Here is a 15706-nt window from a genome sequence, read left to right as displayed (position 1 = left end):
GCGAGGACCACACCCAGCGTGCTGCAAAAGGGCGATAGCCGATCGGTGGTGCCGATCACGTCGTGACGGCACCTGCTTTGCAAGTTGATGGCCATCAGCGCTGCTGGTCGTCGGTGCATCTTTTGGCATACGAAGGCTAGGTATGAAGCAACTTCCAGGCCCCCAGGGGCTGTATCACCCGTCGAACGAGCACGATTCCTGTGGTGTCGCGTTCGTCGTGGACATGAAGGGCCGCCGCAGCAGGGACATCGTCGAGAAGGCGATCACCGCGCTGGTGAACCTCGAGCACCGTGGTGCCGCAGGCTCCGAACCCAACACGGGTGACGGCGCCGGCATCCTCCTCCAGGTCCCGGACAAGTTCTTCCGCGCCGTGGTCGACTTCCCGCTGCCCGCGGAAGGCACGTACGCCACCGGCATCGCGTTCCTGCCGCAGAGCAAGGCCGACGCGCAGCGCGCAGCCGACGCCGTCGAGAAGATCGTCGAGAGCGAGGGCCTGAAGGTCCTCGGCTGGCGTGAGGTCGCGACCGACGACTCGTCGCTCGGCGCCCTGGCCCGCGACGCCATGCCGACGTTCCGGCAGATCTTCATCGGCAGCGAGAACGACGCCCTCACCGGACTCGACCTCGAGCGTCGCGCCTACGTGGTCCGTAAGCGCACCGAGCACGAGCTGGGCAGCGAAGGCGCCGGCAAGGACGGCCCCGGCCGCGAGACCGTGTACTTCCCGAGCCTGTCGAGCCAGACGTTCGTCTACAAGGGCATGCTGACCACCCCGCAGCTCAAGGGTTTCTACCTGGACCTGCAGGACGAGCGCGTCGAGTCGGCCCTCGGCCTCGTGCACTCGCGCTTCTCCACCAACACGTTCCCGTCGTGGCCGCTGGCCCACCCGTTCCGGCGGGTTGCCCACAACGGTGAGATCAACACCGTCACCGGCAACGAGAACTGGATGCGTGCCCGTGAGGCGCTCATCGACAGCGACATCTTCGGCGGCCGCGAGCAGCTCGAGAAGATCTTCCCGGTCTGTACGAACGGCGCGAGCGACACCGCGCGGTTCGACGAGGTGCTCGAGATGCTGCACCTCGGTGGCCGCAGCCTGCCGCACGCCGTGCTGATGATGATCCCGGAAGCCTGGGAGCGTCACGAGAGCATGGACCCCGCACGCCGGGCGTTCTACCAGTACCACTCGTCGCTCATGGAGCCGTGGGACGGACCGGCGTCGGTGTGCTTCACCGACGGCACCGTCATCGGCGCCGTCCTGGACCGCAACGGGCTGCGTCCCTCGCGTCTCTGGGTGACCGACGACGGCCTCGTCGTCATGGCCTCCGAGGTCGGCGTCCTGCCGATCGACCCCGCCACCGTCGTGAAGAAGATCCGGCTGCAGCCCGGCCGCATGTTCCTCGTCGACACCGCCGAGGGTCGCATCATCAGCGACGACGAGATCAAGTCGGAACTGGCCGCCGAGCACCCCTACCAGGAGTGGCTCGATCAGGGTCTGACCCACATGGACGACCTGCCGGACCGCCCGTACACCTACATGTCGCACGAGCGTGTCGTTCTGCGTCAGCAGATGTTCGGGTACACCAACGAAGAGGTCAACCTCCTCGTCAAGCCGATGGCGCTCTCCGGCGCCGAGGCCCTCGGCTCCATGGGTACGGACACCCCGATCGCCGTGCTGTCCTCCCGGTCGCGGATGCTGTTCGACTACTTCTCGCAGCTGTTCGCGCAGGTCACGAACCCGCCGCTCGACGCCATCCGCGAGGAGGTCGTCACCAGCCTCGGCGGCACCATCGGCCCCGAGCACGACCTGCTGCACCCCACCGCAGAGTCCTGCCGGCAGATCTTCCTGCCGCAGCCGATCCTGCACAACGACGACCTGTCGAAGCTCATTCACGTCAACGACGACGGTGAATTCCCGAACTTCCGCAGCGTCATCGTCCGCGGTCTGTACCCGGTGGCCGAGGGCGGAGCGGGTCTGCGCAAGGCCCTCGACGACGTCCGCTACCAGGTGTCGGAGGCCATCGCCGGCGGTGCGCGCCTCGTCGTCCTGTCCGACCGCGAGTCGAACGAGACGTACGCGCCCATCCCGTCGCTGCTGCTGACGTCGGCCGTGCACCACCACCTGGTGCGGGAGAAGACCCGCACCAAGGTCGGCCTCATCGTCGAGGCCGGCGACGCCCGCGAGGTGCACCACATGGCGCTCCTCATCGGGTTCGGTGCGGCAGCGGTCAACCCGTACATGGCATTCGAGACCGTCGACGAGGCGGTGCAGAACAACGAACTGCAGGGCGTCACCCTCGACAAGGCCATCCAGAACTACATCAAGGCCGCGGGCAAGGGTGTGCTCAAGGTGATGTCCAAGATGGGCATCTCCACCCTCGCGTCCTACACCGGCGCCCAGCTGTTCCAGGTCATCGGCCTGTCGCAGGAACTGGTCGACGAATACTTCACCGGCTTGCAGTCGAGCCTCGGCGGCATCGGTCTCGACGAGATCGCCGCCGACGTCGCGGTCCGCCACTCCAACGCGTACCTGGACCGCCCCGAGGAGCGCGCGCACCGCGAGCTCGAGGTGGGCGGCGAGTACCAGTGGCGTCGTGAGGGCGAGTACCACCTGTTCAACCCGGACACCGTGTTCAAGCTGCAGCACTCCACGCGCACCGGGCAGTACGAGGTGTTCAAGGAGTACACGAAGCTGGTCGACGACCAGTCCGAGCGCCTCGCAGCGTTGCGCGGCCTCTTCGAGTTCAAGAAGGGCGTCCGCGAGCCCGTCCCGCTGGACGAGGTCGAGCCCGCCACCGAGATCGTCAAGCGCTTCTCGACGGGTGCGATGAGCTACGGCTCCATCTCCGCCGAGGCGCACGAGACCCTCGCCATCGCCATGAACCGCCTCGGCGGTCGGTCCAACTCCGGTGAGGGCGGCGAGAGCCCGGCCCGCTTCACCCCGGACGAGAACGGCGACTGGCGGCGGTCCGCGATCAAGCAGGTCGCGTCGGGACGCTTCGGTGTCACGTCGCACTACCTGACCAACTGCACCGACATCCAGATCAAGATGGCGCAGGGAGCGAAGCCCGGTGAGGGCGGCCAGCTGCCGGCGCACAAGGTGTACCCGTGGGTGGCCGAGGTCCGGCACTCCACGCCCGGCGTCGGGCTGATCTCGCCGCCGCCGCACCACGACATCTACTCGATCGAGGATCTCGCGCAGCTGATCCACGACCTGAAGAACGCCAACCCGCAGGCCCGGATCCACGTGAAGCTGGTGTCCGAGGTCGGTGTCGGCACCGTCGCCGCCGGTGTGTCCAAGGCACACGCGGACGTCGTGCTGATCTCCGGTCACGACGGTGGCACCGGCGCCACCCCGCTGACGTCGATGAAGCACGCGGGCGCCCCGTGGGAGCTCGGCCTCGCCGAGACCCAGCAGACGCTGCTGCTCAACGGTCTGCGCGACCGCATCGTCGTGCAGGTCGACGGCCAGCTCAAGACGGGCCGCGACGTCATGGTCGCCGCGCTGCTCGGTGGCGAGGAGTTCGGTTTCGCGACCGCTCCGCTGGTGGTGTCGGGCTGCATCATGATGCGGGTCTGCCACCTCGACACCTGCCCCGTGGGTGTCGCCACGCAGAACCCTGTTCTGCGCAAGCGATTCAACGGTAAGCCGGAGTTCGTGGAGAACTTCTTCCTCTTCATCGCCGAAGAGGTGCGCGAACTCCTCGCCGAGCTCGGCTTCCGCACCCTCGACGAGGCCGTCGGACAGGTCGACGTCCTCGACACCACGAAGGCGCTCGAGCACTGGAAGGGCAGCAAGGCCGGCAATCTCGACCTGTCGCCGATCCTGCACGAGACCGAGTCGGCGTTCATGGACCAGGACCTGTACTGCACGGGCACCCAGGACCACGGCCTCGACAAGGCGCTCGACCAGCAGCTGATCGTCCAGAGCCGCAACGCTCTCGACAAGGGCCAGAAGGTCACGTTCGAGTCGCCGATCACCAACGTCAACCGCACGGTCGGCACCATGCTCGGCCACGAGGTGACGAAGGCGTACGGCGGCGAGGGCCTGCCGGACAACACGATCGACATCACGTTCACCGGTTCGGCCGGTAACAGCTTCGGTGCGTTCGTCCCCAAGGGCATGACCCTGCGCCTGCACGGCGATGCCAACGACTTCGTCGGCAAGGGTCTGTCTGGTGGACGCCTCGTGGTGCGCCCGCCGCTGGAGACCGCGCCCGGCTTCGTCGCCGAGGACAACATCATCGGCGGCAACGTGATCCTGTTCGGTGCCACGAGCGGTGAGGCTTTGCTCCGCGGTGTCGTGGGCGAGCGATTCGCGGTCCGTAACTCCGGCGCCACCGCGGTGGTCGAGGGAGTCGGCGACCACGGTTGCGAGTACATGACCGGCGGAAAGGTCGTCATCCTCGGTGCGACGGGACGCAACTTCGGTGCCGGCATGTCCGGTGGCGTCGCGTACGTCTACAACCCGGACAAGGTGTTCGAGGACAACCTCAACACGGAACTGGTGGATCTCGAGGACCTGACGGGTGACGACTTCACCTGGCTGAAGGCCGCCATCGAGCGTCACCGCGACGAGACGGGCTCCGAGGTTGCCGCGCGCATCCTGTCCGACTGGTCGCAGCAGGTCAATCATTTCGCGAAGGTGATGCCCCGCGATTACAAGAAGGTGCTCTTGGCCATCGAGGCCGCGAAGAAGGATGGAAAGAACGTGGACGAGGCAGTGATGGAGGCAGCTCGTGGGTGATCCAAGCGGCTTCCTGAAGCACACGTCACGCGAACTTCCGGTTCGCCGGCCGGTGCCGTTGCGCCTGCTCGACTGGAACGAGGTCTACGAGGAGTTCTCGTCGGACACCCTGAAGACTCAGGCCAGCCGGTGCATGGATTGCGGTATCCCGTTCTGCCACAACGGCTGTCCGCTGGGGAACCTGATTCCCGAGTGGAACGACCTGGTGTACCGGGACCGGTGGCACGACGGCATCGAGCGTCTGCACGCGACCAACAACTTCCCGGAGTTCACCGGGCGGCTGTGCCCCGCACCCTGTGAGGCGTCGTGCGTCCTGGGCATCAACCAGGACCCCGTCACCATCAAGCAGGTCGAGGTCGAGCTCATCGACCGCGCCTTCGACGAGGGCTGGGTCAAGCCGGTCCACCCGACCCGTTCGACGGGCAAGAAGGTCGCCGTCGTCGGTTCCGGTCCCGCGGGTCTCGCTGCAGCGCAGCAGCTGACGCGTGCCGGGCACATGGTCACGGTGTTCGAGCGGGCCGACCGCATCGGCGGGCTGCTGCGGTACGGCATCCCCGAGTTCAAGATGGAGAAGCGGCACATCGACCGCCGTCTGGACCAGATGAACTCCGAGGGCACCGTCTTCAAGACGGGTGTCAACGTGGGTGTCGACATCACCGCGGACGCACTGCGCGCGCAGTTCGACGCCGTGGTCCTGGCCGGCGGTGCCACCGAGGCCCGCGACCTGCCGATCCCCGGCCGCGAGCTGGACGGCATCCACCAGGCGATGGAGTTCCTGCCGATCGCCAACCGCGTGCAGCTCGGCGACCTGGAGGAGCCGACCATCACCGCGGAGGGCAAGAAGGTCGTCATCATCGGTGGCGGCGACACCGGCGCGGACTGCCTGGGCACCTCGCACCGTCAGGGTGCCGAGAGCGTTCACCAGTTCGAGATCATGCCGAGACCTCCCGAGACCCGCGCCGAGCACACCCCGTGGCCGACGTACCCGCTGATGTACCGGGTCGCGTCCGCACACGAGGAGGGCGGCGAACGTCTCTTCTCCGTGAACACGGAACGGTTCGTCGGTGCCGACGGCAAGGTGACCGCACTGAAGGCCCACGAGGTCGAGATGAAGTCGGGTCGTTTCGAGAAGGTGGAGGGTTCGGACTTCGAGCTCGAGGCCGACCTCGTCCTGCTGGCGATGGGCTTCGTGGGACCCGAGAAGCCGGGCCTGCTCACCGATCTCGGCGTCGACCTCAACGAGCGCGGCAACGTCGCCCGCTCCGCGAAGTGGGCCACCAACGTCGACGGCGTCTTCGTGGCCGGCGACATGGGACGTGGACAGTCGCTGATCGTGTGGGCCATCGCCGAGGGTCGCTCCGCGGCCGCCGCGGTCGATGCGTACCTCGAGGGCGAGTCGGCGCTGCCGTCTCCGATCGAGACCACCACCGCCCCGCAGCGGTAGCTGTAACTGCTCGTACAATCCGCACCCCGGTAGGTTTTCCTACCGGGGTGTCGGTTTATCGTGCGGGGGTCACGTTCGGTCGGTAACGTTCATTTACCGATCGTGCATCTTTAGGTCACGTCGCCCTGGCAGCATCCCGTCTGCAGGACGGCGAAGGGGAGAACAGGTTGAGGCCATGGCAATGAAACGGGTTGTCGCATTTCTGACCGCAGTGGCTGCTGCGGCAGCCATCCCGGTGGTATCGGGAGTAGCGGGCACGAGCGCAGTGGCGAACGCTGACCCCTGCCCGAGTCTGTACGTGGTCGCGATTCCGGGGACGTGGGAAACGTCCACCAAGGACAACGTCAGGCCCACGCCGGGTCTGCTGTCCGCGGTGACGAACGGTCTGCCGTCGTCGATCCGCACCGACTACGTCACGTACGCCGCCACGGCCTTCCCGTGGGAGTCCGAGGTGTACGGGCGCTCGAAGGCGCAGGCGGTCAGTAATGCCAAGGGCATGCTGTCGTCGATGTCGCAGCAGTGCCCCGACACGAAGCTGTCGATCATCGGGTACAGCCAGGGCGCCGACGCCGCAGGTGATCTCGCTGCGGAGATCGGCACCGGCCTCGGTGTCGTCCCCGCCGACAAGATCGCGGCCGTCGGACTCGTCTCCGATCCGCGGCGGTCGCCGACCGACGCCCTCGTCGGCCCTGCCGTCGCCGGTAGCGGTGCCGGCGGTCCCCGCATCGGCGGGTTCGGCTGGGTCAGCCAGAACACCCGCACGTTCTGCGCGTACGGCGACCTGTACTGCTCCACGCCGAAGGAAGACTTCGTGACCCGGCTCGCCGGATTCCTCGCGCAGACGTCGGATCCGACGCCGACACTGTTCGGCCGCTACCAGCAGGAAGCGCTCGCGATCTGGAACGACATCCTCGCTGTCGGCGGTGTTCCGGCCCTGATGGCTCAGCTGGACGAGCAGTCCAACGAGAAGCGCATCGACGAACTGGAGCAGTTCTACAAGTCGCAGGCTCACCAGGACTACACCAGCTACGCGGTCGACGGATCGGGTACGCCCGCCACGACGTGGCTGAGGAACTGGTTGCGCGACATCGCGTGAGTTCGGCTGACGGCGGCAGGGGATGATGTCCGACGTGACTGACACCCCTGCCGCTGTCGTCGGCTACGACGCCTTCGTGACCGTCCGGTGGTCCGACATGGACGCCTTCCAGCACATCAACCATGCGCGGATGGTGACGTTGCTCGAAGAGGCCCGGATCGACTGGCTGCTCAGCGAGGGCAGCGAGAACTCGTCGCTCATCACGAGCGCATTCATCGCCGACATCCACCTGAAGTACCGGGGACAGTTGCGCCACTCCGACAGTCCCCTGCGGATCACGATGTGGATCGCCAAGCACCGGGCGGTCGACTTCACGATCGGTTACGAGGTCCGGGGTGCGCGTACCCCGATCACCGATCCGCCCGCCGTCACCGCCACCACTCAGATGGCCGTCGCGGATGTCGATGCCCAGCGGCTACGCCGCATCACCGCCACCGAGCGCGAGTACCTGAGCCGCTGGTCCCGCACGTGAGTGCGAAAGTGTGTTCCCGCACGCTTTCCCACTCACGTGCGGAGGTCGTCGGGGGCCGGTAGGGGGCTGTCGGGGTCGAGGACCGCGCCGCGGCTGCGCATTGTGGTGTCGACCAGCGCCCACGCCCACGCGGCCAGCTGTTCGGTCAGCGCGCCGACGTCGGTGCCGCCCGGACGTTCGATCCACTCCGCGGACACCGACTCGACCATCCCGATCAGCGCATTGGCCAGCGGTGTCGCGGTGGCGGGGGCGCCGAGGGCGTCCAGGTACGGGTGGAGCATGTCGGAGACCGCGGTGCTGATGGCCCGCCGCACCTCTCCGGCAGCGGGGGAGAACGACATCAGGTAGCGGTACAGGTTGGCGTGTTCGGTGACCCAGTCGAGGTGGGTGCGGGCGGCGCGGGTGAGGATCGCGTGCGGTGCGCCGTCGACGGTGATCACGGGCGCGTATTCGAGGAGCATCATCGCCGCGACCCGCCGGGCGACGGCGTTCTTGAGGTCGGTGCTGTCGTCGAAATGCCGGTAGATGCGGGTTCGCGCGACCTCGGCGTAGACGGCCATCGTCGCGACCGACACGTCGGGACCTTCTGCGCTGATGGCGACGAGTGCCCGTTCGACGAACTCCGAGCGCCGCTTCTCGCGTTGGCCGCGCCAACGGGCAGCACGCCCGTCACCGGCGTCTTGCTGGGGTTTCGTCATCGGATCGAATCGTAGTCTTCCCTGTCGGTGGGTTTCCGTATACCGTCGGCAGTATGCGGTACATCGATGTACCACACACTCTCCGCCTCGGACGTCGACACGTTGGGATATCCGTCTTGTCCATTCAGCTCTGCCTGTCCGAGCCCCGCAGTTCCGGGCGTTCGATGATCGGCTTACGAAGCACCACGGTGATCGTCGTTCCGCCCGCGATGGCCCTCGAGTACCTCGGTGATCCGGAGACCGTGCTCGATGCGATCGCGCTGCCGTCCCGTGCCCGGGTCGTCGCATCGGCCCCGGGTCGCCGGCTCGTCGTCGAGGCCGATCACGGCGTGCACGGATCGGTCTGGACGTTCGACGCGCTCAGCCCGGACGAAACGGAGCTCACCGTCGACTTCCGCTACCACTCTCCCGGCAGACCGGCCGGACAACTGCTCGGCGGTGTGGCCGCACCGGTGGTGTGGCAGGCGCTGCGACGCGCACAGGTGACGTTGAAGGACCGGATCGAAACCCTCTACCACGAGCCCGCCGACCCGGCCGGTCTCGACCGAAGGAGAGCATGACGTGGGATTCTCGGCAGCGGGCAAGACGGTCCTGATCACCGGGGCGGCAATGGGGATGGGACGTCTGTTCGCCCGGCTCGCCGCCGCCGAGCACGCGGGCGCGGTGGTGTTGTGGGACATCGACGCCGACACGCTCGAACGCACGGCGCAGGAACTGCGCGAATCGGGGTGCACCGTCAGCGCACAGGTCGTCGACGTCGCCGACCTCGAATCCGTCCGCACGGCGGCCGCCGAGGTGCGGGGTGCGTTCGGCCGCCCCGACGTGCTCGTCAACAACGCCGGTGTGGTGCGCGGCAAGTACTTCTGGGACCACGACCACGAGTCGGACACGAAATTCGTGATGGACGTCAACACACTCGCCCCGATGTGCGTCACCAACGAGTTCCTGCCCGCCATGATCGAGGACCGGGGCCGGGAGTGCCGCATCGTGAACATCGCGTCCGCCGCCGGGACCGTGGCGACGCCGAGGATGGCCGTGTATGCCGCGTCGAAGTGGGCTGCCCTGGGGTGGAGCGATTCGCTGCGACTCGAACTGGTCCAGGCCGGCCACGGGCACGTCAAGGTCACCACCGTGTGCCCGAGCTACATCTCCACCGGCATGTTCGACGGTGTGAAGAACCCCATGTTCGCTCCGATCCTCAGCCCGGAGGACGTCACGGCCCGGTCCTGGCGGGCGATGAAGCAGGGGAGGCCGCTGCTGATGCTGCCGCGGTCGCTGTATCTGTCGCGGGTGGCGAAAGCCGTCCTGCCCGTGCGTGCCTGGGACCGTCTGGCCGACCGGCTCGGTGTGTACCACAGCATGGACGCCTACACCGGCCGGGTGCAGGCCCCGACCCCCTGATGCTTCGGATCAGCCGAGGTCGAAGCGGGCGCCGAGCCGCATGCTGCCGGGGGCCAGGCGACTCAGCGCCCGCCCGAACTTGGCTTCGGGCGTGACGGGGACGACGGCCTTGTTGTGCTTGACGGCCCTCACGATCTGCGTCGCCACCCGGTCCGGGGTGAAACCGCGTCTGCGGTAGAGCTTGTCGGTCCGGTCCCGCTTCTTCGCCTGCTCCTCCGGTGTGGCGCCCGCGAAGTCGGTGGCCTTGACGATGTTGGTGTGGACGAGTCCGGGACAGATGGCGCTGACGCCGATGCCGTGGTTCACCAATTCCGCTCGGAGACAGTCCGACAGCATGAACACCGCGGCCTTGCTCGTCGCGTACGCGGTGAGTTGCTTCTGCGGCGTGAAAGCCGCGGCGGACGACAGGTTGACGATGTGCCCACCGGTTCCGCGGTCGATCATCTGCTGGGAGAAGGCGCGAGAGCCGTAGACGACACCCCAGAAATTCACGTCCATCACCCGCTCGAAATCCTTCTGCGGAGTCTTCGTGAACGTGCCCGAATATCCGATTCCGGCATTGTTGACCACGATGTCGGGGGTGCCGTGCTCGGCCTGCACCTTCTCCGCGAAGCGCTGCACCTCCTCCTCCACTGCGACGTCCACCTGATACGCGTGGGAGCCGCCACCGAAGATGGCCACCGCACCGCCGCCCTTCATCTGGGCGGAGTTGATGAGATCGGAGGTCTGCTGCGCGGATTCGAGGTCGCGGTCGGCGATCACCACGACGGCGCCTTCGGACGCGAACGCCAGCGCGGTCTCGCGGCCGATCCCGCTGCCGCCGCCGGTGACGACGACGAGTGTGCCGTCGAGGTCCCGCAGGCGGTGATGCTTCCGAGAACCGCTGCGCCAGCCCCTGACTTCGCCGAGAAGACTCATGTGACCATCTTGTCCGAGTACGGTCGTTTGTGTGCTGATCTGGTACGTCAGCTATGGATCGAACATGGCGACGACGCGTCTGACCTGCTACCTGCGTGGTGGTTGTCCGGCCGGGGGCAACCTCGTGCACGCGGGCGCCCGAGACGCGAGCGCCCCGCGCGAGTCGATTCCGGTGGTGATACCCGGCTCGGTGTTCTTCGCGGGAGAGTCGCGGATCTGGGGCGGCGGCCGCGCGTTCTACGACCCCGACGCGCCCGGCTCCGTCGCGGCCCGCGCATTCCTGGTGACGCAGGAGCAGTTCGAGGACATCCACGCGCAGGAACCCGCCTGCTACGACCGTCTGGTCACTCTCGGATCCCGCAACGGTGTCCCCATGTGCACGTTCACCACCCGGGCCCGCGGTGACGTCGTCGCCCGGAACGCACCGGCGCCCGCCTATCTCGCGACCATCGCGGACGGTCTCCGTGAAGCGCACGGCTGGGACGAACCGCAGGTCGCCGATTATTTGACGCGACTTCGGGTTTCCTAGCCGACCCAACTGTGCTTACGTGAGACGGGCCACACGAGGTGGCGTCCACGAAAGGGAGTCGATGTCCGATCTGCATGTCGTAGCGACCATTCCTGCCAAGCCCGGTTCCGAGGACACCGTCCGCGACGGACTGTCCGCGCTGGCCGCGGAGAGCCGCAAGGAAGAGGGCTGCATCTCGTACGAGGTGTTCGAATCAGCCGCCGTCGCGGGAACCTTCGTCACCGTCGAGGTGTGGACCGGTCAGGAGGCGGTCGACGCGCACATGAAGTCGCCGCACTTCCAGGCCGCGCTTGGGACGTTCGGTGAGCACCTCGCCGGGGCACCGGCGATCCACCCGCTGAAGCCGGTTTCCTAGAGTCGTAGTTCGTGACCACTCCACTCACCAGCATCACCCCCGAAGGTCCCGTCCGCGGCGGTGTCGTCGTCATCCAGGAGGCGTTCGGCGTCACCGGGCACATCGTCGACGTCTGCCGTCGTTTCGCTGCCGCCGGGTACCACGCGGTCGCGCCGCACCTGTTCCACCGGAGCGGCGATCCGGTGCTGGAGTACGACGACATGAAGTCGGCGATGTCGTTGATCGGTGAGCTCACCGCCGCGCACATCGGCGAGGACGTCGACGGGGCCGTCGCGGCCCTGTCGGCGGCCTCGATCGACCGGCGGAACACCGCGATCGTCGGATTCTGCATGGGCGGGACGGTCGCGTTCCACACGGCGACGCGACTCGACCTCGGGGCGGCGGTGAGTTTCTACGGCGGCGGCGTCGCGAAGGGGCGCTTCGGTTATCCATCGCAACTCGACGTCGCCGGGCAGCTCGGAACGCCGTGGCTCGGCCTGTTCGGAGACCGCGACAAGGGGATCCCGACCGAGGAAGTCGAGGAGTTGCGCGCCGCGGTCGCCCACGCCCCGGTCGACACCGAGATCGTCCGCTACGCCGAGGCCGAACACGGCTTCCACTGTGACGACCGTCCGGCCGTGTACAACGAGGCGGCCGCCCGGGACGGTTGGGCACGAACGCTGCAGTGGTTCGGCACCCACGTCGACGTTGCCGCCGGAACCGACTGACGGCGCTCCGGCCGCACCCCGGTGTACGCCGACGCCGTGTTTGTCGACCACTAGGACACGTAACGGCGTGTCGCGGATTCGGGTGGAAACCCGATGTGCGTCACGGGGGTACGGCCGAAAAGTGCCTGACGTGCCGTCCGGTCTGCTTCATGCGCGAGACCCGTGATCGAACCGTTATAGTCGGCGGCATGACTTCAGTTCTCGGTGTATCGGTAGGCGCCAGCGCGGTGCGCTTCGCGTGCCACGACGCCGTGACACTCGAAGCGCCGATCTTCCAATCGCGGTCGGTGACCGCAACACTCGAACGGCCGGAGGAACTCGCTGCCGAGTCCATCGGGACGGTGCTCGCCGAGCGCGACGAGACCGACGAAGTGCAGGCCATCGGTGTCGCGTACCAGGACGAGGCGCAGGCCGGTGCCGTGCAGGCCGCGATGGCACGGCTGAAGATCGGCAACTTCCAGTTGGTTCCCGAAGTGACGGCCGCGCTCCAGATGCTCGAGATGTCCGGAGAACTCGGCGACCACTCGACACTCGTGTTCTACGACCTCGGCAGTTCGGGTCTCACCGTCACCGTCGTCGACCGAGACACCGGCATGGTGCTGAGCAGTGCGCGGTCGGACCAGATCAGCGGCGACCTCGTCGACCGGCTGATCTGTGACAACCAACTCGAACTGCACCGCTTCGCGCACCCCGCCGACGCGGCAGCAACGCTCGCGCTGGCCGCGCGGTGCCGCGATGCGAAGGAGCAGTTGTCCACGCACGGCGCGGTGTGCATGCCGGGCGAGGGCGGCCTTCTCCTCCTGTCGCAGGACAGTTTCGATTCGCTCATCGTGGGCCCGGTGGAGACTTCGGCGCGCCTGACCCGCGAGGTTATTCGCCGCTCGGGACGCCTTCCCGACGCCGCGGTTCTGATCGGGGGCGGCGCGCATATTCCGTTGGTCACGTCCGTGATGGAGTCCTGGCTCGACCTTCCGGTGATCGTTCCCGCACAGCCCGAACTGGTGGCCGCCGAGGGTGCGGCCCTGCTGGCGCGTCCGACGTCCGACGAGTTCGTCGCGGCGGTGGCGCCGGAGCACCGGTTCGAGCCGGAATTCGAGCCGGAGGCGGAGTTCGAGCCGGAGGCGGAGTTCGAGCCGGAGCCGGAATTCGAGCGGGAACTGGAATCCGAGCCGGCACCCGAGTCGAAGTCGGCGCCGATCTGGAAGCGTCGTGGCCTCGTCCTCGCCGGCAGCGTCGTGGCCGTGGTCGCCGCGGTGGGTCTCGGACTCGGCGTCGGCACCGACCTCCTGCAGGGTTCGGAAGAGGAAGCGCAGCCGGCCGCCACGCAGTCGAACACGCAGGCGCCGGAAGCGCGGCAAGTGATACCGCCGCAGCCCACGACGACCGCGGAGGTGGCCCCGCCTGCGGACGCAGCCCCGTCGGTGGTCGACGAGCAGCCGGTGATCCCGCCGCAGACCGAGGTGCGCACCACGTACCAGCGGCAGGCGCAGAGTTCGACTCAGGCACCGGCCGCCCCCGAGAGTCAGAGTGTCGTGCCGTCCGACACGTCGGCTCCGCCGACCACATCGGAACCCGCTCCGCTCATTCCGGGTCTGCCGCAGATTCAGCTGCCGACGATTCCGCCGCCGGCGCCGCTCCCCATGCCGGAGTTTCCCCGGATACCCGGGCTCTGAGCACATATAACGAAGCCGGAGGCTGCGAGGCCCCGACACGCGTTCCGTGATCAAACCGTTATAGTCTTTCCATGGTTTCAGTTCTCGGTGTATCGGTGGGTGCCAGCGCGGTGCGCGTGGCGTATCCGGACGACGAGGGGGCCGTCATCCGGACGTTTCCGGTGGATGCCGCCCGCGAGCACCCGGAACACGTGGTTGCCGATGCCATCGAAACGGTGATAGCCGAGCGCCCCGTCGACGACGTGCAGGTCTTCGGTGTCGCGTACCGGGACGAGGCGCAGGCAGCTGCCGTGCAGGCCGCGATCGACTGCCGGCTGGTCCCGGAAGTGACGGCCGCGCTCCGGATGCTCGAGGCGTCGGGACAGCTCGGCGACCATGCGACGCTCGTGTTCTACGACCTCGGCAGCTCCGGCCTCACCGTCACCGTGGTCGACCGACTCACCGGCGCGGTGCTCGGGACGGCGCGGACCGACGAGATCAGCGGCGACGTCGTCGACCGGTTGATCCGCGACCACCAGCTCGACGAGAAGCGCATCGCGCCGCCGGCCGACGAGGTCGCGGAGTCGGAGCTCGACGCCCGTTGCCGCCGCGCCAAAGAGGAGCTGTCCACCAACACCGCGGTCTGCGTACCCGGGGACGGCGGTCTGCTCCTGCTCTCGCAGGACATTCTCGACTCGCTGATCGTGCGCCGCGTCGAGGCGTCGGCGCGCCTGGCCCGCGAGGTGATCGAATCGTCCGGGCGTGCTGCCGACGCCGTGGTTCTGATCGGGGGCGGCGCGCATATTCCGCTGGTCGCGTCTCTGATGGAATCGTGGCTCGCGCTCCCGGTGATCGTGCCGGCGCAGCCGGAACTGGTCGCCGCGGAGGGCGCTGCGCTGCTGGCGCAGGAGGACACTCCGGACCGCAACGGCGCCGAGAGGTTCGCGAAACCCGTGATCCGCGGTGGCGTTCTGGCGGGCGGTGCACTGGCCGTCGTCGCCGTGATCGGTCTCGGCCTCGGCGTCGGTGGCAGCCACCTGCAGAGCTCCGACGGTGACGCACGTCCGGTCGCCACTCAGCCGAGCAACGCGGACGTCTCTCCGTCGCCCGCGCCGGCACCGGCGTCGACGCCACCGCCGTCGGCCGCGGTGTCGGTTCCGGGCCCGGCCGAGGAGGAGGCGAGCGTGCCGGAACCCGCTCCCGCGCCTGCTCCCGCCCCGCGCCCCTTCATTCCCGGTCTGCCGCAGATTCAGCTGCCGACCCTCCCGCCGCCGCCGCCGCTCCCTCCGCTGCCCCGGATCCCGGGGCTCTAGCGGCCCGACGGATCGAGGCTCTCGCCGTTCGCCTCGATCTCACGGACGGCCACGATGTGGTCCATGTGCTCGGCGCCCCACGCGCCGAGCGGTTCGAGGGAGCGATTGAGGGAGACGCCGAGTTCGGTCAGCGAGTACTCGACCTTCGGCGGAACCTGGTGGTAGACCTCGCGGTGCACGATGGCGTCGGCTTCGAGTTCGCGCAACTGCTGGATCAGCATCTTCTCCGAGATGCCGGGGACCAGGCGCTTGAGGTCGCCGAACCGCTGCTCGCCGGCGTGGAGCGCCCACAGGATCAGCACCTTCCACTTGCCGCCGATGACGTCGATCGCCGCATCGATTCCGCAGGAGTAGGGACGTTGCTGTCTGCGCATGACGCT

14 protein-coding genes are annotated in these 15706 nt (G+C 67.8%); 11 read left to right on the top strand and 3 right to left on the bottom strand.

What is annotated here, in order from left to right; genetic code table 11:
* Positions 1–142 precede the first annotated feature (142 nt).
* From gltB to OYT95_RS18830, 4 genes are all read left to right on the top strand, one after another.
* The gene (gene gltB, locus OYT95_RS18845; RefSeq protein ID WP_037240391.1) at positions 143–4741 is read left to right on the top strand and encodes a glutamate synthase large subunit; all 4599 of its coding nucleotides are present in this window, start codon (positions 143–145) and stop codon (positions 4739–4741) included.
* Positions 4734–6185 carry a glutamate synthase subunit beta gene (locus tag OYT95_RS18840; RefSeq protein WP_037240390.1) on the top strand — a complete coding sequence of 484 codons (1452 nt, stop codon included), beginning with the start codon at positions 4734–4736 and terminating at the stop codon, positions 6183–6185. The genes gltB and OYT95_RS18840 overlap by 8 nt, the downstream gene beginning before the upstream one ends.
* A gap of 181 nt (positions 6186–6366) precedes the next feature.
* Positions 6367–7281: a cutinase family protein gene (locus OYT95_RS18835; RefSeq protein ID WP_037206801.1), complete on the top strand. Its 915-nt coding sequence runs from the start codon at positions 6367–6369 to the stop codon at positions 7279–7281.
* A gap of 22 nt (positions 7282–7303) precedes the next feature.
* A complete protein-coding gene (locus OYT95_RS18830) occupies positions 7304–7753 on the top strand; it encodes an acyl-CoA thioesterase (RefSeq protein ID WP_081792663.1) in 450 nt (149 codons plus the stop codon).
* A 32-nt stretch (positions 7754–7785) separates the two neighbouring features.
* Here the strand turns inward: OYT95_RS18830 and OYT95_RS18825 are convergent, their stop codons facing one another.
* A complete protein-coding gene (locus OYT95_RS18825; protein WP_268792191.1) occupies positions 7786–8451 on the bottom strand; it encodes a TetR/AcrR family transcriptional regulator in 666 nt (221 codons plus the stop codon).
* Between the two features lie 116 nt (positions 8452–8567).
* Between OYT95_RS18825 and OYT95_RS18820 the strand changes: the two genes are divergently transcribed.
* Positions 8568–9011 carry a hypothetical protein gene (locus OYT95_RS18820; RefSeq protein WP_268792190.1) on the top strand — a complete coding sequence of 148 codons (444 nt, stop codon included), beginning with the start codon at positions 8568–8570 and terminating at the stop codon, positions 9009–9011.
* A gap of 1 nt (position 9012) precedes the next feature.
* Positions 9013–9852 carry an SDR family oxidoreductase gene (locus tag OYT95_RS18815; protein WP_268792189.1) on the top strand — a complete coding sequence of 280 codons (840 nt, stop codon included), beginning with the start codon at positions 9013–9015 and terminating at the stop codon, positions 9850–9852.
* A gap of 9 nt (positions 9853–9861) precedes the next feature.
* On the opposite strand, the gene OYT95_RS18810 is transcribed toward OYT95_RS18815, so the two are convergent.
* Positions 9862–10770 (bottom strand): SDR family NAD(P)-dependent oxidoreductase, encoded by a 909-nt coding sequence (locus OYT95_RS18810; RefSeq protein WP_268792188.1) that lies wholly within the window; start codon positions 10768–10770, stop codon positions 9862–9864.
* Between the two features lie 31 nt (positions 10771–10801).
* Between OYT95_RS18810 and OYT95_RS18805 the strand changes: the two genes are divergently transcribed.
* The 5 genes from OYT95_RS18805 (at position 10802) to OYT95_RS18785 (ending at position 15326) form a co-directional block, all read left to right on the top strand.
* On the top strand, positions 10802–11299 hold the full coding sequence (locus tag OYT95_RS18805; protein ID WP_328286551.1) for a hypothetical protein: 498 nt from the start codon (positions 10802–10804) through the stop codon (positions 11297–11299).
* A gap of 61 nt (positions 11300–11360) precedes the next feature.
* The gene (locus OYT95_RS18800; RefSeq protein ID WP_005249047.1) at positions 11361–11654 is read left to right on the top strand and encodes a putative quinol monooxygenase; all 294 of its coding nucleotides are present in this window, start codon (positions 11361–11363) and stop codon (positions 11652–11654) included.
* A gap of 11 nt (positions 11655–11665) precedes the next feature.
* Positions 11666–12361 carry a dienelactone hydrolase family protein gene (locus OYT95_RS18795; RefSeq protein ID WP_037240384.1) on the top strand — a complete coding sequence of 232 codons (696 nt, stop codon included), beginning with the start codon at positions 11666–11668 and terminating at the stop codon, positions 12359–12361.
* 188 nt (positions 12362–12549) lie between these two features.
* Positions 12550–14034 carry an Hsp70 family protein gene (locus tag OYT95_RS18790; protein WP_268792186.1) on the top strand — a complete coding sequence of 495 codons (1485 nt, stop codon included), beginning with the start codon at positions 12550–12552 and terminating at the stop codon, positions 14032–14034.
* A 71-nt stretch (positions 14035–14105) separates the two neighbouring features.
* The gene (locus OYT95_RS18785; RefSeq protein WP_112301364.1) at positions 14106–15326 is read left to right on the top strand and encodes an Hsp70 family protein; all 1221 of its coding nucleotides are present in this window, start codon (positions 14106–14108) and stop codon (positions 15324–15326) included.
* Here OYT95_RS18785 and OYT95_RS18780 read toward each other — a convergent pair.
* Positions 15323–15700, bottom strand: a complete 378-nt coding sequence (locus tag OYT95_RS18780) for a winged helix-turn-helix transcriptional regulator (RefSeq protein ID WP_037240382.1) — start codon at positions 15698–15700, stop codon at positions 15323–15325. The two genes, OYT95_RS18785 and OYT95_RS18780, sit on opposite strands and share 4 nt — an antisense overlap.
* Between the last annotated feature and the right edge of the window lie 6 nt (positions 15701–15706).

This window comes from Rhodococcus sp. JS3073 (assembly GCF_026810085.1).
GTDB classification, from domain to species: domain Bacteria; phylum Actinomycetota; class Actinomycetes; order Mycobacteriales; family Mycobacteriaceae; genus Rhodococcus_F; species Rhodococcus_F wratislaviensis.
The sequence above is the reverse complement of the archived record's forward strand: the minus strand, read 5'-3'. Positions and strand labels throughout refer to the sequence as shown.